Genomic DNA, 19,694 nt, shown 5'->3' on the forward strand with positions numbered 1-19,694 from the left:
TAGGAGGATGAATTTATGTCAAGTAGAATAACTAGCAATATTTTAACTTCAAATTATTTGAGAAATATGAAGAATAATTTGAATAATATGAAAACACTACAAAATCAATTAGCTTCTGGAAAGACAATACAAAAGGCATCAGAAAATCCTTATACGGCATCTAGAAGTATGCAGTTAAATACAGAAATGTCGTACAATAAGCAGTACAATGAAAATATAAAAGATACATCTAATTGGCTTGATACAACGGATACAGCATTAGCGCAGATGGGAAATGTTTTTGGAAGAATAGAAACTTTACTTGTTAATGCAGGGAATGGATCATATGGACCAGATGAAAGAGCTGCGATTCAAGATGAAGTTAAAGAAAAGGTTAATGAATTGTCTCAAATTTTAAATACTAGTTTTGATGGATCATATATTTTTGGTGGTACTAAAACAGGCTCAAAACCAACTACTGTTGTAAATGGTGTTTTAGAATATGCAGATAAAGATGGAAAGGGCATTGGAAATAATGGGACTGTAGCTATTACTGATGCAACTGTACAAAACCAGATTAAATCAAAATTAGAAGTTGATATATCTCAAGGCGTAAAAAGTCAATATAACAAGACTGCAAGTGAAATTCTAGAATTTACAGATAAGAGCGGAAAGACTGTAAATGTATCAGATCTTTTATCTAATATAGTAACTGATTTGGGATCAGGTGGAAATGTAGCAAATTTAACAACTACACATTTAAAAGACATACAGTCAGTTACAACTAACTTACTGCAAAAGAGATCAGATGTTGGAACGATGCAAAATAGAATGGATTCTGCACAAGGAAATAATGAAACTGAAAATTATAATATGACGGATATATTATCAAAAACAGAAGATGTGGATTATGCAGAAGCTACTATGAATTACTCAATGATGCAGACTGTGTATACAGCTTCTTTACAAACAAGTGCGAAAATATTACCGATGACTATATTAAGTTATTTATAGTTAGGAGAGTAAAATATGAAATTTATATCTAAAATCTATGGTGAAATAGAATATGAAGAAAAGAATATCATTACTTTTAAGAAGGGACTATTAGGGTTAAGTGATTTAAAGGAGTTTATACTTTTAGATTTAGAGGATTATGAACCATTTAAATTGCTCCAATCACTACAAGATAATGAAATTGCAATGATTGTAACATCACCATATGAATTTTTTAAAGACTATGAGTTTGTATTAAGTGAAGAAACTATTAAAAATTTAAAAATAGAGTCTCCAGATCAAGTTAATGTGATCACAACAGTAACATTAAATTCAGATGTGAAGAAAATAACAACTAACTTGCAAGGACCTATAGTTATAAATACTTCTGATAATATTGGGGAACAAATAATATTAGATAATCCTAAATATAAAGTAAAAAGTCCTTTAATATAAGGAGGTATATAATGTTAATTATAACTAGAAAAAAAGGTGAATCTCTTATGATTGGAGATGATATTGAAATTGTTATAAGTAAGATAGATGACGGAAGTGTAAAGATCGGAATAAACGCACCTAAATCTATTCAAATATTAAGAAAAGAAATTTATGAGGAAGTAGAAAATGAGAATAAAGAAGCTAGTAAGATTAATCTTGGTATGCTGAAAAACATAAAGAAAAAATAAGAGCTTTATTATAGGTTCTAAACATGGAGGTATGATAGACATGGATGTTAATAGTGTAGGCCAAAATTCAATTAATTATAATAACTATCAAAATTCAAATGTATCTGATTATGGAACAAGTAGTACAGAGGGAGTAGCTAAGCAAGTGCAAAAAATTGAAACTCAGTCTCAAGAAGTAAGTAATAATAAGCAATATGATAAAAAAGATATAGATAATGCATTAAATAAACTTAACAATTTTTTAAAAGATGATAAGACTCACGCAGAATATACTTATAATGAAGAAATGAAGACAATGATGGTAAAAATAATAGATGAAAATACTAAAGAAGTTGTATTAGAAATTCCACCAAAAAAGATTTTGGACATGGTTGCAAGTATGCTAAAACAAGTTGGCTTATTAGATAAGAAGGCTTGATATAAGTTCTAAGGGGAGTTTTTTATTTGGAATTTAAATTAAATAAGATTGATACTGATATAAGAAAAAAGATGCAGGAAGAAACTAAAGAAGATAAGGTTCACTCTGGAAAATCAATCAATGTAAATAAAGATTTAAAAGATGAAGGAAGTCAGTGTGGCAATGACAACGAGAATTCCATTAATAAAGAAATAAAAAAAAGATATATCACGATAGATGGAATAAAGGATAATCATGAAAATATAGATATCAAAGTGGAGAAAGTGGAAAAAATAAATGAAAGTAATTCAAAAGGTAGAATTTTAGATACAACAAAATAGGAGGAGTTAGGATGTATTCTAATGGATATAATGTTTACAAAAACAATTCTGTAAATTATGCATCAAAAGAACAGTTGCTTCTGATGCTTGTGGAAGGTGCAGTGAAATTTTGTAAAATAGCTAGACAAGCTATAGTGGATAAAGATATAAAAAAAGCACATGATGCTTTAGTAAGAACTCAGGATATATTTTCAGAACTTATGGTTAGTTTAGATACAAGTGCAGGTGAGTGGGCGGTTCAATTGTTGAGAGTATATACTTTTATTAAAGATAAATTAATCGAAGCAAATATGACTAAAGATTTAGAGATAATAGATGAAATTCTGCCACTTATCGAAGATATTAATGAAACATGGAAAGAAGCTTATAAGAGATCTAAGAAATAATTAGCAATTATAAATTTTTAATTTAAAATGAATGTCCTTTAGCCATATTATTTAATTAATGACTATAATTCTGAATTATAAGTAAATTGTACAAAAAGGAGTGAAAAGAATGTCAACGATACAAAGAATAACTGGAACCAATTCGGGACTAGATGTAGATACTTTAGTTAAAAGCGCAATGCAAGGATATAAAACCAGAATTGATAAAGAAGTTCAAAACAAAAAAGTTATGGAATACCAACAAGAACAATATAAAAAAATAATGAGCGATGCATCAGATTTTTATGACAAATATCTTGATGTAATAAAGACAGGTAGTTTGATGTCTAGTAGTACTTATCAAACGCAAACTTATAATTCTAGTAGTAGTGATAAGGTAACGGCGAAAGGGTTGGCAGGAGCAAGTATTGATAATTATACAGTAAGTGTCACTCAATTAGCGGCTAAAGCAACAGATAAACTAGATCTTGCAACTGAAACTGGAAATGGAAAAACAATAAAAATTGGAACTGCAACAATAACCTTTGATGTAGATGTTGATGGAAGTAAAACAGTAGCTAATTATAATGCGGCAGTAGCAGCTCAGAAATTGACGTATAGTAATATTATAAATGGAACAACCGCTGGAGATAAAACAACTGCTCAAACAGCATTGGATGACTTGAATAAGAATACTATAACAGCAACTTATAGTCAATTTACTAATAGTGTAAATTTTACTGCAAGTGCTTTTGGTGGAGGCGGATTTACACTTAATAATCATAGCCAGGCGGCAACAGATAAATACCTTCATGCTACTATAAAAAATGGTAATAATAATACTTATGTAATAGATGACACTACGCATAAAACAACCGATAATGTTGTAACTGTTGATAATGTACAGTTTACTTTTAAGGGAGTAACTAATAGTGCAGCTCTAACAAGTAAATATATAACAACATCATCAATAACTAGTCTTTTTGGTGATAATATTAGTAAAGTAGCTGAATCTACTAGTAAAGAATATACGCTTACTAATGGAAGTAAAATAAAAATAGCTGATGATGGAACAACAACAATAACAAACGCTGATGGAACAACGCCAATTAACGCACCAATTAATTTGCTACCTATCAATGGAACAACAACAACAATTAATACTAATGGTACTGTAACAACAGATTCGCCAACAACTAACAAGTATATAACATCATCATCAATAAATCTTTTAGGGGATTATATTACAGGGGTAAATACTAGTGTTACTGGTGAAACTCAATATACACTTAAAAATAATAGCAAAATAACAATAAAAGAGGATGGAACAACAACAATAACAGGAACTAATGGAATAACACCCCTTGGTGCTACAGAAACAATAGATTTTACAACTACTGATGGAACTAAAATGACAATTAAAAATGATAATACATTAACAATAGATCCACCAGTAACTACCAATTATATAACAGCATCATCAATAAACCTCTTAGGAGATTATATTGCAAAAACAGCAGAGTCTACCCAAACTGAATATACACTTACAGACAATAGTAAAATAACAATAGCAGATGATGGAACGACGACAATACAAAAATTTGATACAGGAACGAATAGTTTAGTAACACTTGGAACTGCTGATACAATGAATTTTAAAACCACTGACGGAACTACAATGACAATTAAAGGGGATGGTAGTTTAACAACATCAGCAGATACTTCGGTAAAATTAACAGGATCAACCGATGTTACATCTTTAAAAGACAATATTATAAAGTTTGTTAATGATTATAATACTCTATTACAAAGTATGAATACAAAAATTTTTGAAACAAGAGATAAAGATTATATGCCTTTAACAGATGAACAAAAGGCGGCAATGACAGAATCTCAAATAACTTCTTGGGAAAAGAAAGCTCAAACAGGATTACTAAGAAAAGATAGTGATCTTGAAAGAATAGTAAGTGAAATGAAAAACGCTATTTCAACGGTTATATCAGGATCTGGATTGAGTTTGGAGAAGATTGGAATATCGCCAATTAAAAATTATGCTGATAAAAATGGAATGCTCACTATAGATGAGAATAAATTAACAAAAGCATTGCAAGAAAACGCAGGAGATGTAAAAGATTTATTTACAAGAGCAGCATCAACTACGGATAAAGGTGGGGCATTAACTCAGCTTAAAACAGCTTTATACAACGAATTTAAAACTAGTACTTCATCATTGGCAAAGAAAGCTGGATTGGCAGGAAGTAGTACAGAGAGTAATAACACATTAACTAATAATATATATAAGAAAAAATTATTAATAGCTGATATGAATAAATCATTTACAGATAAAGAAAATGCATTATACAAGAAATATTCAGATTTAGAAACAGCCATGCAGAGATTGAATTCGCAACAATCATCCTTAGCAAGTATGTTAGGGAAGTAAAGATAATAAATGACATTAATGAGCCGATTAAAGAAAAAATTAGTTTATAGTAATTTTTTAATGTTTTACTTGAAAACTAAAATGATGTGATGGTGAGATTTATGAATGTAAGTGAATATTTAGAAGAGTATAGAACTTTAACTTTATCTCTAATTAATAATATTCAAAATAGCAGCGAGTTAAATAATTTGATTGAAAAGAGAGAGAATATTTTACAATTAGTAAATACAGTTGAATTTGATAAAGAAGAAATTAAAATTATTGGAAGTTCGCTAAGAATATTAGAGTTAGAAGAAGAATTGCAAACCGTAATAAAAAAAGAAAAGGTTAAAGTTAGAAATCAGATTGAAAAATTAAGTAAAGCAAGACAAGCTAATACAAATTATAATAGCTTTGAAAATAAAGCCAGAGTATTTAACAAAAGTGTTTAAAATAAGTTTTAAACACAGTATAAAGTAGTATGATTTGTTAACGAATATAAAAATATAAGATTTAAATATTTATTACTTGAAAAATAATTAATAAAAAGTTTTAAAAATTATATATAATGGCTAAAGTAATATCTAATTAGATCGAATATAGAAATATAAAGCTTATAAGCTATTAACTCTTAAGAGTTGATATAAATAATAAAGTATGGACAGGGAAGTCCAAAACTTAAAAATCAAGGAGGAATATATTATGATAATTAATCACAATTTAGCATCAAACAATGCAATCAGCAGAATGAATGCAAACTCAGCAAGTGCAAGCAATTCAATGCAAAAACTTTCTTCAGGTCTTAGAATTAATAAGGCTGGAGATGACGCGGCAGGATTAGCTATCTCAGAAAAGATGAGAGGACAAATCAGAGGTCTTGACCAAGCTTCAGCTAATGCTCAAGATGGTATTTCTATGATCCAAACAGCAGAAGGTGCGTTAAATGAAACACACAGCATTCTTCAAAGAATAAGAGAACTTGCAGATCAATCAGCAAACGGAACAAATACTGATGCTGATAGAAAGTCAATTCAAGATGAAGTTTCACAATTAAAGAGTGAAATAGACAGAATAGGTAATACAACTGAGTTCAATACTCAAAAACTATTAAATGGTAGTTTAAAAACTTCTGGGGCTGCTGTTGGGCAAGATACTACAACAGGAATAGATGTAGCTAAACTTACTTCGGCATCAGTAACTGCAACATCAGCAATGAATTCATCAACAGCTTTAGTTGGAGATTCAGATTTTGTTCAAGGTAAACTTACAATAGATGGAAGCGAAATAACTGTTAATTGGCAAAATCTTAGTGAAGCTGAAAAAACAACTATAAAAGCAGGTACAGGTTCAGGTGCAACAACTACTAGTATGAATGCCGCTAAAGATTTAATTGTTTCAAAGATAAATGAAGCTATTGATCAATCTGGAGCTAAGGTAGCACATGTTAGTGGATATGTTGATAGTGCTAATAAATTAGTTATAGAAAGTGGTTCGACAGGAACTACATCAGCTATAAAATCAAGTGCTGCTACAGGAATAAGTGGAAAATTCTTGGGTACAGCTGGAACTACTGGAGATACTGGTGATAGCACTTATAACGGGTCAAATGTAGCAACTACGGATAAAATAAATTTCAAAATAGGTGATGTTAATCTGCAAGCTAGTATAACAACTGCTATATCAGCTGGAGATACTATGTCGTCTGCAGCAACTCAATTACAACATGATATAAATGATGCAATATCTTCTTATAATACTGCAGCAGGAGCTACATCTTCAGATAAGCCAGGATATATTGCAGATGTTAAGGTGAATGCGACAAATGATGGAAGGTTTGAAATTGTTAGTGAATCTGGCCCAATTAGCTTATCAGATTTAGCTGGAAAAACAGCTGTTAAAGATTTAGGATTAACTCAAGCTCAAACAGAATCAGGTGGAAATGGCGGAATGACATTCCAAATTGGAGCTAATAGAGGTCAAACTATTACATTTGGTATTAATGATATGAGATCAGCTGCTTTAGGAATATCAGGAGTAGATGTATCTACAAAAGCTGGTGCACAATCAGCACTTGATACTTTAGACAAAGCTATTGCATCTGTTTCATCTGAAAGAGGTAAGCTTGGAGCTATTCAAAACAGATTAGAACACACAATCAATAATTTAGGAACATCAAGTGAAAACTTGACTTCAGCTGAATCAAGAATAAGAGACGTTGATATGGCTAAAGAAATGTCAACATTCTCAAAGAATAATATTCTTTCACAAGCTGCTCAAGCTATGCTTGCACAAGCAAATCAACAACCTCAACAAGTTCTTCAATTATTAAGATAATTTTAAATAATAAAGTTTAACTTGTTAAAATTATAATAAAGGGTCAGGGTGTAAACTCTGGCCCTTTAATTGGAAGAAGGGAGTTTTGAGATTTAAATGAAAATATCTGCATGCATGATTGTAAAAAACGAAGAGAAAAATATAGGAAAATGTATAGAAAGTTATAAGAATATTGTAAGTGAGATTATTGTTGTAGATACTGGTTCAGATGATAATACTGTTACTATTGCAAAAGAATTAGGTGCAAAAGTATATTATTATAAATGGAATAATAGTTTTTGTAGAGCTAAGAACTTTGCACTTGGAAAAGCAAAAGGAGATTGGATTATATTTCTAGATGCAGATGAATATTTTGATAGTACAGATAAAATAGAAAATCTTTTAAATTCTTTAAGTATGAAAAAAATAGATTGCGTAGTAAGCAAGTTAATTAATATAGATAGAAACTTGGGTTTAGTGAAAGATGTGAATCCAACAATTAGGATCTTTAGAAATTCGCCTAAGATTAAATTCAAAAATGATATACATGAGGTTTTAGATAGACTAGATAAACCTTTATCTCGGTATATTATTGACAACGATGATATTATTATATATCATACTGGTTACTCTTCAGATATAATAGAAAACAAAGTTAAAAGAAATATAGAATTAATTGAAGAAACAATGATAAAGAAAAATGATTATACTGGATATTATTATCTATGTGATAGCTATTTTGCATTAGGTAAATATGAACTTGCTATAGAAAATGGAAATAAGTTCATAGATAGTAACATAACATTAATTGGGTTTAATAGTAAAGTTTATAAGAATGTAATAGAATCAATGATTAATCTGGAATACAGTAGTGATGAAATAAGAATAGTAATAAATAAAGCTATGGATATATTTAATAAACATCCAATGTTCTATTATTATAAAGCTATAGTAGATTATTTTGAATGTAGTTATGTGAGTTCGCTTGAATGCTTCAATCTGACTTTGGAATATCAAAAGCAATATAATGGGATAGAAATGAATGTGATTCCTTCGTCTTTACATATTATCTATTATTATATGGGTCAGATATTTGAATTAAAAAATGATATGGTAAATGCTTTTGACTATTATTATAAATCGTTAAAAGCAAATAAATATAATGAATCAACGCTTATTTCATTAATAAAACTTTTAAAAAATGAAAAGGTTGGAGATACAGTTGCTTTATTAAATACTATTTATAATAATTCCGAAGGTGATATAAGAATTATTATTACTGCATTAATGAAAATAAAACATGGAGAACTATTGTTGCATTATTATAATATATGGAATAAAGTTTATAACAATGAAGATATATCATTAATGTTTGTATTTTTTTCAAATAACTATTATGAAAAATCTTTCGATATGTTTTATAATGCGTTTTTAATAGAAAAATCAGAAGAATTTAAAGTATTAGCTATTGTTTCAGCTATATTTAGTAAAAAAACTGTCTTAATTCATAAAATAATTAATATTGTAGACGATGCATACATAAATATAATAAATTCATACTTGGGAAAAGAAAAAGTCTTACTTAAAAAAGATAATCTGATGCATTATACTAAAATATTACAGGAAATTGTACTAGTTTCAAATAATAGGGAAGTATTAAATATGTATCTAGATAGCGTACATAGATTTGAAAGTGCAGAGATGGTCTTTCCAATTGTAAAAATACTAAAAGAGAATTGTTTATATGATTATGCAATTAATATTTTGTCTGATGCTTTAAGGTGTGGGAATAAATTTGCATCAAATATATATTTTGAAATGGGATGTTGCTATTATAAGTTGACAGATTATATAAATGCTGTTACATGTTTTAAAAATGCATTAGATTTTGGATATTCAGTAGAAACGATAATATGTTATTTAAGATGGATCAAAGATATTGATAAGAATATAAATGATATCGATTGTGTTTTGAGTAAATATAGTAATGAAAAAGAGAACTTACTATAATATTGACATATTGGTGTTTATAAGTTGTTGAAATTCAAATTATACTAATATAAAATAATATATATAATTTGAATCACATAATGTACAAATTAAAGAAGTAAACTAATATATAGGGGAATTATAAAGAATTCTGATTTATAAAGGTTGATAATTGGAAGTAAAATACTAAATATAAAAAATTTTAAGTAGCAAATTATCTAGATTAATATTATTGGAAATTAATAATATATACTTAAGAAAAACAAGCTAATTTACTTGAAATATGTCTAAAAATATAAGTACAGCAAAAGATTATATAAATAATATGTTTAAATGTTCTATCATAGAAAAAAATTAAATTTATGATATCAAGAAAACTTATATGAAGAGTATTGTAGTAGGATAAAGTAAAACTATACCTATAATAAAAATAATAGACAGGGAGTAGTGAAAATGAATATAGCTTTAATTTTTGCAGGTGGAACGGGTGTAAGAATGAATAATAGAACAACGCCCAAACAATTTCTGACGCTTCATGGGAAACCAATCCTTATTCATACAATAGAGCATTTTGAGAAACATCCATTGATTGATAGCATAGCCGTAGTTTGCGTTTCGGGTTGGGAGAGCAAACTAAAAAAAGAAATAAAAAGAAATTATATAAAAAAAGTAAAATGGCTGGTCACAGGTGGAGAAACTGTACAAGCATCGTGCTATAACGGACTAAAAGCAATATATGATGAATATAAGAATTCTGCAGAAACCGTAGTTATAATGCATGATGGCGTTCGGCCTCTCATTGATGATGAATTAATAACAAAAAATATTGAAATGGTGAAAAAACATAGATCTTCAGTTACTGTTAGTTATGCAGTTGAAACAATATGTTCTACAGATGATTTTGGGAAGATTGTAGAAATAGCAAATAGGGATAAGGCGAGAATAGCAAAGGCACCCCAATGTTTTTATTTGGATGAACTTATGGAGGCACATAACAAAGCAAAAAGCGAGGGGATTAATTGGATGATTGATTCAGCATCGCTTATGAAATATTATGGTCATGAACTATATACAGTAATAGGCTCTACATATAATATAAAAATAACTACTCCGTCGGATTACTATATCTTGAAAGCTTTATTTGAAGCGGAAGAGAATCAACAGATATTTGGGATTTAATTGCATTAAAGGTTTATATTATAGTAAGAGGGGAATGTAAATAATTGAAAAAATATTTAAAAAAACAGCTTTTATCCATAATATATTCACTCGAAAAATCTAATGATTTGATTAGTAAAATTCTTGGGAATAATAATGGTGATATTATGGAGGTTCTAATTAAGTGCCAAGAAAGTGCTATACAAATTGGAACTACGATTGAAGAAATAGAGCCTGAAGAAACAAATGCAGTTAAATTGTTGGAAGAATATTGTGAGTTGGTATATCAGATTAGCCAAAATTCTTCTGATAAGCAAAAAATAAAGAAATTATTAAAAAAAATGAGAAGTTTGTTGATTCAGATTGGTAATAGCATCAGAAATGACTTGCCAGATTCGAACAGAGAAGTTGTATTTTTACCATATAAGGCATCTATGTGGGATAGTATGGAAAGTGTATGGTTAGCAGCAAAGGAAGATGAAAAATGTGATTGTTATGTAATTCCAATTCCATACTTTGATAGGAAATCAGATGGAACATTTGGTCAGATGTATTATGAAGGAAATGAATATCCAGATTATGTGCCGATTACATCATGGGAAGAATACAGTATTTCTGAACACAGACCAGATGTGATTTATATTCATAATCCATATGATGAAAATAATTATGTGACTAGTGTTCATCCTGCATTTTATGCAAAAGAACTAAAAAAATATACTGATATGCTCGTATATATTCCATATTTTGTGGATATGTATGATGATGTTCCGGAGCATTTTGTAGTATTGCCAGGTACTATGTATGCTGACCGGGTAATTGTACAATCGGAAAAGGCAAGACAGAAGTATATAGAAGAATTTTGTAAATTTGAAGAACAATATAATTGTAAAGATAGATTTGGAATTGCTGAAGAGAAGTTTTTGGCATTAGGGAGTCCTAAATTTGATAAGGTATTGAACACGCGACGAGAAGATGTAGATATTCCAGAAGAATGGGAAAAACTGATTATAAAGCAGGATGGTATAAGGAAAAAGGTAATCCTGTACAATACATCAATTAAGATATTACTAGATTACAAGAAAAAAATGATTGAAAAGTTAAAGGATGTTCTTCAGATTTTTAAAGAAAATCCAGATGTGGTTCTGCTTTGGAGACCGCATCCGTTAAGTGAGACCACAATAAAAGCATTGACACCAGAAGTTTTAAAAACATATAAGGAAATTATTGATAATTATAAAGCGGAAGGTTGGGGAATATATGATGATACCGCTGATTTGAACCGAGCAATTGCGATATCAGATGCCTATTATGGAGATAGAAGTAGCGTAGTAGCGTTGTATCAAAAGACGGGAAAACCAATAATGATACAGAATGTCGAAATTACAGATGATTTCTCACCAGCAAATAGAAACATATATTTTGATAATCTTACTTATGATGGTAATGAAGCTTGGTTTACCGGAGCTAATATTAATGGAATTTTTAAATTAGATATCGATAAGGCGGAAGCAGAGTACGTAACGTCTATTCCATCCGCAAGAACAACTGATGTACAACAATATTCAAAAATAGTAAGATATAAAGACTATTTATTACTTGTACCAAGAAGAGGAAAAAAAATATATAAATATGATATAAAAAGTGGATGTTTTAAAAATATTGATTTAGATTATAACTTAATGAAAGATAGGGAACTTTTTAATTTGTTTTTTGGAGCAGTACAGGTTGGGCATTATGTATATCTTATTCCGGGTAGATATCCTGCAATTGTAAGGGTTGACATGATATCGGATGAGGTGACATATTATACAGATTGGTATAAAGAAATAAATGATAAGATTTACAATGAAAGGAAGGCTATATTTATTTCATGCAACTGTGTAAATGATAATACAATCGCACTTCCTTTTTGGCAAGGCAATTGTGTTTTAATGTTTAATTTAATTGATGCCAGTTATGACATTAGAAAAGTAGGTGATAACAAATATGAATTTTCAAGTATTGTTTATGATGGTAATGATTACTGGATTTCGGTTGGTAATGAAGTAGTTATTTTAAAATGGAACTGCAAGAATGATACTGTAGAGGAATTTAGAAAATTCCCACCTGATTTAGTGATGACTTATGAAAATCAGGGATTTGAACACATTGAGTATTACTATAATGGCTATTTGCTTGCGTTTCCTATAAATGGTAATATGGTGGTTAAAATTAATATTCAGAATGAAGAAGCAGTACCATTTCAAAAACTACCGACAACATGTAATCAACCGAATCAAGACATATTGCAATTTACTAATTTTCTCTCTTATATTAGATATGAAGATAGTAAAATGCTATGCTATTCAATTTATGATAACATGTATAAAAAGATAGACTTTAAGGAAGAAACGTGTGCAGACCAAAGAATGGTTCTATCGAATGCTTGGAGTGATGTGGACATTAAGGCTTACTTACATTTTGGCAGTAAAGGTTATAATATTATTGATAAGTATGATATGGTTAGTTGTGAATGTAATAAGGTTACAATTATGGAATTGCTAAGTTACCTGGTATCTGATAATAAGAATCAAATAGAGGAAAAAAGCAGACATATAGATTTGAAAGATAATGAATTAGCAGGTTCTGCGATTTATAATTATTCAATTAGCTGCTTAAAATAAGGGAGAGAGCATGGTCAGTATAATAATACCTGTATATAATGTTAGCTCATATTTAGAGCGTTGTATTCACTCGGTTATTAATCAGACATACAAAGACATTGAAATAATAATCATTAATGACGGATCAACAGATAAAAGTGAAGATATTTGTCTTAAATGGGCAAAAAAAGATGGTAGAATAATTTATATTTCAAAGAAAAATGAAGGGCTTGGAAGTGCGCGTAATGTAGGAATAAAAGCCGCACATTATGATTACATAACATTTTTAGACTCAGATGACTGGCTTGAGGATACATATATTGAAAAAATTATAAATGCAATGAAGTCTACTAATGCTGACATTGGATTATGTGATATATATTATGTTGATAGTCTTACTATGAAGAAGAATGTTTCAAAGATCAGATTAGATGCTAATTGTGTATCAGTTTTGTCGGAGACTTCAATTATTAATAAAATTAGAACTTTTGCATGGGGAAAAATATATAAAAAGAAATTGTTTATTGAGAACAAAATTGAATATCCAGACTTTACCTTTGAAGATATTGCATGTACGCCGATTTTAGCAGCACTTTCTGAAAGAGTTGTGTACGTGCCTGATGCATTATGTAATTATTACCGTAATAGAAAAGGTAGTCTATCTAATAATGCAAAAAATATAAAAGATATAATATCATCACTAAAACTTATGAATGAGAGGTTTTTAAGGTTTAATATTCAAGACAAATATAAATTAGAGATAAAAAAATTATTATTAGGTCAAGCCAGATTTGCTTATCAAAAATGGAAAGATGAAAATAGCAAAGAGATTGAAGATCTACTAATAGAATTTATAGAAATGATTGGAAAATTAGATCGAGATTTAAAAAAATTTAATGAGAAGAAAGTGTATGTAATTAATGATGCACTTTTGCAAAATTCAGTCAAAAAAGTTATTTTTGATGAAAATCAGCTTACAACAGATATAAATACTGCTGATTATTTTATTACATATATAAACCATAACACTGAAGGGGGGTATAAACGTATAATCGAAGTGCCTCAAGTTAGCGATATTTTCGATGATAAAGATATCATCAGCTGGAACATTGCAGAGTTTATAATGGAGGAATTATAGTAGATGGATGCTAAAGTAAGTATTGTAATACCGGTATATAATGTAAGCAGATATATAGATAGGTGTTTATTAAGTGTGGTTAATCAGACATATAGAAATCTGGAAATTATATTAATTAATGACGGTTCTACTGATGATTCTGAGGTAAAATGTTTAATCTGGAGGAAGAAAGATTCTAGAATTATATATGTTAGGAAACAGAATGAAGGATTAGGAAGCACAAGAAACTATGGAGTTAAACTTGCAAGTGGAGATTACATAGCTTTCTTAGATTCGGATGACTGGATAGATACTACTTTTGTGGAAAAACTAGTTCATTCCATTGTGAAAAATGATGCAGATATGGTTTTTTGTGATTACTATAAAGTAGATGATAAAACAGGTAAAACATTCGCCTTTAACACTAAATTATATACTCAGGAAGTAACTTCAATAAGTGAACAGCCGGAGCTTCTATATGGAGCGGATGTGGCGATGTGGATAAAGTTATATAAAAGAGAACTTCTCATTAGCAGTAATATAGTGATTCCAGACATAGCATATGAAGATACATCAACATATGCTATGATTGCCGCTTCATGCAATAGAATAGCGCATGTAAAAGAAAAATTACTGTATTACAGAATTAACCGTGATGGAAGTATACTAAATAATATTGAAAATCGCAAACACGCAGTTGAAGCGCTAAGATATGTCTGTGATGAAATGAAAAAAAGGAATCAGTTTATCAAATATAAAAGGTATTTAGAGCGCTTTGCGGTACGCTTTACATCATTTTCAGTAAGGGAATTAAAAAGAATAGATAATTCTGAGAAATATATTAACGAGTTAATAAGTTTTCTTAGTGAATATTTTTATGGCTGGGAAACACCATATGGTATGAAGTTTTGTACATTAGGAAGCAATAATCTGTACTGTATGGTAAATCAGATACCATTTGATATTGATAATGTAACAAGGTCTTCGATGACTGATGTCATAAAGTATAATAAAATAGAGGTCTTAGCCGATACAGATTTTCTGTTTATTGATGCTCAGCCAAATGACATGGATACTGAGATATCATATGAAGATATTGAAAATGTATTAAATTTAGCTAAAGAATATACTTCATTAAAAATTATACTAATAAAGAACCTGCTTTCAGAAAAATATGGTGAATATTATTCAGATAATGAGTTTGAAGATAAAGAACTTATAAGACTAAAAAATGCAAAGATAAATGACATATATAAAAGGATAGCAAGTAAATATAAGGATATTAAAATAATTGATGGTAATGATAGTAAAAGCTATTTTTCAGACATTAACTCAAGACATGGATGTTCACCATGCCATTTAAATGATATATTTTTTACTGAAATGGCGGACAGAATTATTGGGGTTATAAGATTAACATAAAGGAGGAACGTTGGTATATGACACAACTAAAAACGAAAGTATTAAATAATGAAAAAGTTATATTGTTTGGAGCAGGTAGGATTGGACAAGAAGCTCTGAATTATTTTGGAGAGGAGAATGTAATTAATTTTTGTGATAATGCACAAAGTAAGGTGGGGAAAAACTATATTGGAAAGACTATTATCTCATTTAGCGAATTAGAAAAAAGTCATAAAGCAGATATAATTGTAATATGCGTGGATTGGCCGATTTCAGAAGAAATCTCTGCACAGCTTGAAGCAGCAGGTTTTAGTTCAGTAATCAATTATAAAGTTTTAGTGAAACATGAGAAACTTCTAACTAATTGTGAGTTAAGTCAATATAAGTCAATAGCTTTATATGGTAATGATAGAGATGCATCAACGTTAATCCATATGATAAGTATTATATATCCATCTCTAATTACTAGTGTTATATTACAGGAGGATTCTGAACAGGTAAAAGAGGTTCGAGGTGTAAAAGTAAGAAGTCTTAAAGAAGTTGCAAATGGAATAGAAGGTATACTTATAGTAACGCAAAAGTACCATCTTGCTATTGTTGAACGTCTTAAGAAATATATTAGAGAAAATGATGCTGAGTTTAATATTATTGATCCATTCAGAATAAGATATTTTGGGGATGAAGATGTCTTAGTCTCAAATCATTATAATTCAGCACATCTTGAGACCGAAGACGAATGGATTGAAAGAACAGCTGGAAATGACTGTTATCAGGATAGCGCTATAGCGTTTATAAATGAGATAAAGGATGAACCACCACTATTTAAACTTATAGAAATAGAAACACTCAACAGGTGTAATGGAGTATGTTCGTTCTGTCCTGTTAATAGAAATGTTGATCCAAGGGAAATGCATTATATGAGTGAAGAATTATTCCATTCAATCATTAATCAGTTAGAAAGCCTTCATTATACTGGAAGAATTTCTTTATTTTCCAATAATGAGCCACTACTTGATGATAGAATAGTAGAGTTTCATGATTATGCAAGAAAGCATTTGCCGGATGCGACGTTCCATCTGTTTACAAATGGAACTCTTTTAACGCTCGATATATTTAAAAAATTGATTGGGTACTTAGATGAATTTGCTATTGATAACTATAATCAGGAACTAAAAATTATACCACAAGTCCAAAAGATTGTAGAATATTGTACAGGAAAAATAGAATTAGAGAAAAAAGTTACAGTATGTATGCGCAGGCCAAAGGATATATTATCAACAAGAGGGGGAAATGCTCCTAATAGGACAGAAATGCCTACATATCCAGAAATGAAGTGTATCCATCCATTTCAGCAGATGGTCGTAAGACCGACAGGAAAAGTCAGCTTATGTTGTAACGATCCGTTGGGAAAAATAACATTAGGAGATTTAAATAAACAGAGTCTTTTAGATGTCTGGTATGGTGAGAAATATCAGGAAGCAAGAGAAGCACTATCTAAAGGCAGGAAGCATTATGGAACATGTCAGTATTGTGATGTATTCTTTATGTATTAATAAAACGGAGGAGGGTTAAAATGATTGAGGCAACAGGAAAATATCATAAATTTATAGAAAATTTAAAGGGCAAAGAACTTGTATGCTTCTGCGCTGGCAATGTCCCTATTGAAATAGCAGGTGATCATCCAGGATTTGAAAAACATATCAGTTATTTTATCGATAATGATTCTAAAAAATGGGGGCAAGTAAAAGTATTAAATAATACAGAGATTCCCATAAGGCCAGTTGATTATTTGTTAATGAATAAAACGGATGATACTATAGTTCTTATTACATGTTTACATTATCAGGAGATAGTTGATCAGATAAAGAAAATTATTGATCTTAACGATACTAGATGTTATACGATAGATTTATCTTGGTATATTTCAAGGTATCAATATCTAATAGATGCAGATGATGTAATGTGGAATGCTAAGTTGCCACCTAATAATTTCAAACGTAATGATACACTTCAGATACCAAAGATAATTCATTATTTTTGGGTTGGAAATGGGGAGTTGCCTGCTGAAGCGAAAAGATGCATTGAATCATGGAAGAAATTTTGTCCTGACTATGAAATAAAGAAATGGGATGAGAGTAACTATGATTTTACAAAAGTAAAATATATGGATGATGCGTATAAAAATAAAAAATGGGGATTTGTACCTGATTATGCAAGGCTTGATATAGTATATCAATATGGTGGCATATATTTTGACACAGATGTTGAAATAGTAAAAAATTTAGATGAACTCCTTTATAATGATGCATTTTTAGGATTTGAAACCGCAGAGCGTATTAATACAGGATCAGGATTTGGTGCTGTTAAAGGTTTTCCATTGCTTAAAAAATTAAGAGATGCATATGAAAGTTTTCATTTTATTAAAGAAGATGGAACATTAGATTTAAGACCAAGTACGGTTTTACAGACTGATGAGCTTGAAAAGTACGGATTAATTAAAGATGGGACATTTCAGATTGTAGATGGTATGACAATATATCCGGTTGAATATCTTTGTCCGATAAGCCAGAATACATTTAGATGCAGGATGACTAAAAATACATATAGTATTCATCACTTTGCAGCATCATGGCTTCCCGAGGAAGAACTAAAAGTTAAAAAACAGATGGAAAAAGCTTTTTCAGAATAGGAGGATTAAATGAAAGAAAAGATAAGTGTAATTGTTCCGATTTATAATATAGAGAGATATGTAGAAACATGTATTGAAAGTATTATGAAACAGACATATAATAACTTAGAAATTATACTTGTAGATGATGGCTCTACAGATAAAAGTGGAGAAATATGCGATTTCTATAAAGAAAAAGATTCAAGAATTATAGTAGTACATAAGTTAAATGGTGGTCTTGTAAGTGCAAGAAAAGCTGGATTAAAAGCTGCAACCGCTGATTACATAGCATACGTAGATGGTGACGACTGGATTGAGCCTGAAATGTATGAGATTATGTCAGAAGAGATGGAAAGGAACAATGCCGATATTGTTGTATGTGCCCATAAAGAGGAATTTATGAACGAGATAACTGTTGTCTCAAATATAATTCCAGCAGGTGTTTATCGAGGAGAAGAGCTTGTAAAGAATGTATATCCAACGATGCTATATACGGGTACATATTTCGACTGGGGGCTTTCGCCAAGCTGTTGGGATAAGCTGTATAAGAGAGAAGTTTTATATGATAATCAGATGCAAGTTGATGAAAAGATATGGAATGGTGAAGATAGTGCCTGTGTATATTCGGCAATCCTAGATTCAGAATGTGTTTGTATTATAAATGAATCTCCTTATCATTATAGAAAAAGAGAAAACTCAGTATCCAGTGCCCATGACGAGTATTACTTTGAACGTTTTAATGCGTTGTATAAAAATATGTTTTCACGTATGAAGCGATCAGAATACTGGTATCTTATAGAACCACAATTTAATTATCACATGTTAAAGTTTCTTAATCAGGGAATAGGGCAGGAACTTGGAATTGATTTATACACTATTTTTCATTCATATTTATTGTTTCCATACGGTTCTGTTAAGCAAGGGAGCAATATAGTTCTTTATGGTGCTGGAGAGATAGGACAGATATATCATAAGCAGATTATGGAAACAGGATTTTGTAATATTGCATTGTGGGTAGACAAAAATTATCTTTCATATAAGAAAAATAATTTCAATGTTGATACTCCTGATAAGCTTGAAGAAGTATCATGGGAATATATAGTTATTGCTACAAGGACTAAAATAGTTGCAGATGATATAAAGAATAGTCTTACTGATAGAGGAATAGATGAGTCATTGATAATATGGAAAAAGCCGGTGGAAATAAAGAATTAAGGGAG

General features: G+C 29.9%; 17 protein-coding genes. All 17 read left to right on the forward strand.

Going from position 1 to position 19,694, the window contains the following annotated elements:
* Nucleotides 1-15 precede the first annotated feature (15 nt).
* Nucleotides 16-993 carry a flagellar hook-associated protein FlgL gene (gene flgL / locus ACJDTP_RS10105; protein ID WP_406761086.1) on the forward strand — a complete coding sequence of 326 codons (978 nt, stop codon included), beginning with the start codon at nt 16-18 and terminating at the stop codon, nt 991-993.
* A 15-nt stretch (nt 994-1,008) separates the two neighbouring features.
* The gene (gene fliW, locus ACJDTP_RS10110; protein ID WP_406761087.1) at nt 1,009-1,428 is read left to right on the forward strand and encodes a flagellar assembly protein FliW; all 420 of its coding nucleotides are present in this window, start codon (nt 1,009-1,011) and stop codon (nt 1,426-1,428) included.
* A gap of 11 nt (nt 1,429-1,439) precedes the next feature.
* Nucleotides 1,440-1,658 carry a carbon storage regulator CsrA gene (gene csrA, locus ACJDTP_RS10115; RefSeq protein WP_406761088.1) on the forward strand — a complete coding sequence of 73 codons (219 nt, stop codon included), beginning with the start codon at nt 1,440-1,442 and terminating at the stop codon, nt 1,656-1,658.
* A 40-nt stretch (nt 1,659-1,698) separates the two neighbouring features.
* Nucleotides 1,699-2,076, forward strand: a complete 378-nt coding sequence (locus ACJDTP_RS10120; RefSeq protein WP_406761089.1) for a flagellar protein FlaG — start codon at nt 1,699-1,701, stop codon at nt 2,074-2,076.
* Nucleotides 2,077-2,102: 26 nt separating this feature from the next.
* On the forward strand, nt 2,103-2,396 hold the full coding sequence (locus tag ACJDTP_RS10125) for a hypothetical protein (RefSeq protein WP_271811939.1): 294 nt from the start codon (nt 2,103-2,105) through the stop codon (nt 2,394-2,396).
* An 11-nt stretch (nt 2,397-2,407) separates the two neighbouring features.
* The gene (gene fliS, locus ACJDTP_RS10130) at nt 2,408-2,782 is read left to right on the forward strand and encodes a flagellar export chaperone FliS (protein WP_406761090.1); all 375 of its coding nucleotides are present in this window, start codon (nt 2,408-2,410) and stop codon (nt 2,780-2,782) included.
* Between the two features lie 109 nt (nt 2,783-2,891).
* Nucleotides 2,892-5,204 carry a flagellar filament capping protein FliD gene (fliD, locus tag ACJDTP_RS10135; protein WP_406761091.1) on the forward strand — a complete coding sequence of 771 codons (2,313 nt, stop codon included), beginning with the start codon at nt 2,892-2,894 and terminating at the stop codon, nt 5,202-5,204.
* A gap of 101 nt (nt 5,205-5,305) precedes the next feature.
* Entirely contained in the window at nt 5,306-5,635 is a 330-nt protein-coding gene (gene fliT, locus ACJDTP_RS10140; protein WP_406761092.1) for a flagellar protein FliT, read from the forward strand.
* A 250-nt stretch (nt 5,636-5,885) separates the two neighbouring features.
* The gene (locus tag ACJDTP_RS10145) at nt 5,886-7,517 is read left to right on the forward strand and encodes a flagellin N-terminal helical domain-containing protein (protein ID WP_406761093.1); all 1,632 of its coding nucleotides are present in this window, start codon (nt 5,886-5,888) and stop codon (nt 7,515-7,517) included.
* Between the two features lie 96 nt (nt 7,518-7,613).
* Nucleotides 7,614-9,506 (forward strand): glycosyltransferase, encoded by a 1,893-nt coding sequence (locus tag ACJDTP_RS10150; RefSeq protein WP_406761094.1) that lies wholly within the window; start codon nt 7,614-7,616, stop codon nt 9,504-9,506.
* Nucleotides 9,507-9,938: 432 nt separating this feature from the next.
* A complete protein-coding gene (locus ACJDTP_RS10155; RefSeq protein WP_406761095.1) occupies nt 9,939-10,664 on the forward strand; it encodes an IspD/TarI family cytidylyltransferase in 726 nt (241 codons plus the stop codon).
* 44 nt (nt 10,665-10,708) lie between these two features.
* Entirely contained in the window at nt 10,709-13,309 is a 2,601-nt protein-coding gene (locus ACJDTP_RS10160) for a hypothetical protein (protein WP_406761096.1), read from the forward strand.
* A gap of 10 nt (nt 13,310-13,319) precedes the next feature.
* Nucleotides 13,320-14,426, forward strand: a complete 1,107-nt coding sequence (locus tag ACJDTP_RS10165; protein ID WP_406761097.1) for a glycosyltransferase family 2 protein — start codon at nt 13,320-13,322, stop codon at nt 14,424-14,426.
* Between the two features lie 3 nt (nt 14,427-14,429).
* On the forward strand, nt 14,430-15,827 hold the full coding sequence (locus ACJDTP_RS10170) for a glycosyltransferase family 2 protein (RefSeq protein WP_406761098.1): 1,398 nt from the start codon (nt 14,430-14,432) through the stop codon (nt 15,825-15,827).
* 17 nt (nt 15,828-15,844) lie between these two features.
* Complete coding sequence (locus ACJDTP_RS10175; protein WP_406761099.1) at nt 15,845-17,359, forward strand: SPASM domain-containing protein; 1,515 nt, start codon at nt 15,845-15,847, stop codon at nt 17,357-17,359.
* Between the two features lie 20 nt (nt 17,360-17,379).
* Nucleotides 17,380-18,495, forward strand: coding sequence for a glycosyltransferase family 32 protein (locus ACJDTP_RS10180; RefSeq protein ID WP_406761100.1), 1,116 nt, complete (start codon nt 17,380-17,382; stop codon nt 18,493-18,495).
* A gap of 9 nt (nt 18,496-18,504) precedes the next feature.
* Complete coding sequence (locus ACJDTP_RS10185; protein WP_406761101.1) at nt 18,505-19,689, forward strand: glycosyltransferase family 2 protein; 1,185 nt, start codon at nt 18,505-18,507, stop codon at nt 19,687-19,689.
* Nucleotides 19,690-19,694: the final 5 nt, after the last annotated feature.

The organism is Candidatus Clostridium helianthi (assembly GCF_045310795.1).
GTDB lineage: Bacteria > Bacillota > Clostridia > Clostridiales > Clostridiaceae > Clostridium > Clostridium helianthi.

What these genes read in the sequence shown, in the direction of transcription:
- ACJDTP_RS10155 (WP_406761095.1), top strand. Translation starts at nt 9,939, where the DNA reads ATGAATATAGCTTTAATTTTTGCAGGTGGAACGGGTGTAAGAATGAAT.
- csrA (WP_406761088.1), top strand. Translation starts at nt 1,440, where the DNA reads ATGTTAATTATAACTAGAAAAAAAGGTGAATCTCTTATGATTGGAGAT.
- ACJDTP_RS10150 (WP_406761094.1), top strand. Translation starts at nt 7,614, where the DNA reads ATGAAAATATCTGCATGCATGATTGTAAAAAACGAAGAGAAAAATATA.
- fliT (WP_406761092.1), top strand. Translation starts at nt 5,306, where the DNA reads ATGAATGTAAGTGAATATTTAGAAGAGTATAGAACTTTAACTTTATCT.
- ACJDTP_RS10120 (WP_406761089.1), top strand. Translation starts at nt 1,699, where the DNA reads ATGGATGTTAATAGTGTAGGCCAAAATTCAATTAATTATAATAACTAT.
- flgL (WP_406761086.1), top strand. Translation starts at nt 16, where the DNA reads ATGTCAAGTAGAATAACTAGCAATATTTTAACTTCAAATTATTTGAGA.
- ACJDTP_RS10145 (WP_406761093.1), top strand. Translation starts at nt 5,886, where the DNA reads ATGATAATTAATCACAATTTAGCATCAAACAATGCAATCAGCAGAATG.
- ACJDTP_RS10165 (WP_406761097.1), top strand. Translation starts at nt 13,320, where the DNA reads ATGGTCAGTATAATAATACCTGTATATAATGTTAGCTCATATTTAGAG.
- ACJDTP_RS10170 (WP_406761098.1), top strand. Translation starts at nt 14,430, where the DNA reads ATGGATGCTAAAGTAAGTATTGTAATACCGGTATATAATGTAAGCAGA.
- fliD (WP_406761091.1), top strand. Translation starts at nt 2,892, where the DNA reads ATGTCAACGATACAAAGAATAACTGGAACCAATTCGGGACTAGATGTA.
- ACJDTP_RS10175 (WP_406761099.1), top strand. Translation starts at nt 15,845, where the DNA reads ATGACACAACTAAAAACGAAAGTATTAAATAATGAAAAAGTTATATTG.
- ACJDTP_RS10180 (WP_406761100.1), top strand. Translation starts at nt 17,380, where the DNA reads ATGATTGAGGCAACAGGAAAATATCATAAATTTATAGAAAATTTAAAG.
- fliS (WP_406761090.1), top strand. Translation starts at nt 2,408, where the DNA reads ATGTATTCTAATGGATATAATGTTTACAAAAACAATTCTGTAAATTAT.
- fliW (WP_406761087.1), top strand. Translation starts at nt 1,009, where the DNA reads ATGAAATTTATATCTAAAATCTATGGTGAAATAGAATATGAAGAAAAG.
- ACJDTP_RS10185 (WP_406761101.1), top strand. Translation starts at nt 18,505, where the DNA reads ATGAAAGAAAAGATAAGTGTAATTGTTCCGATTTATAATATAGAGAGA.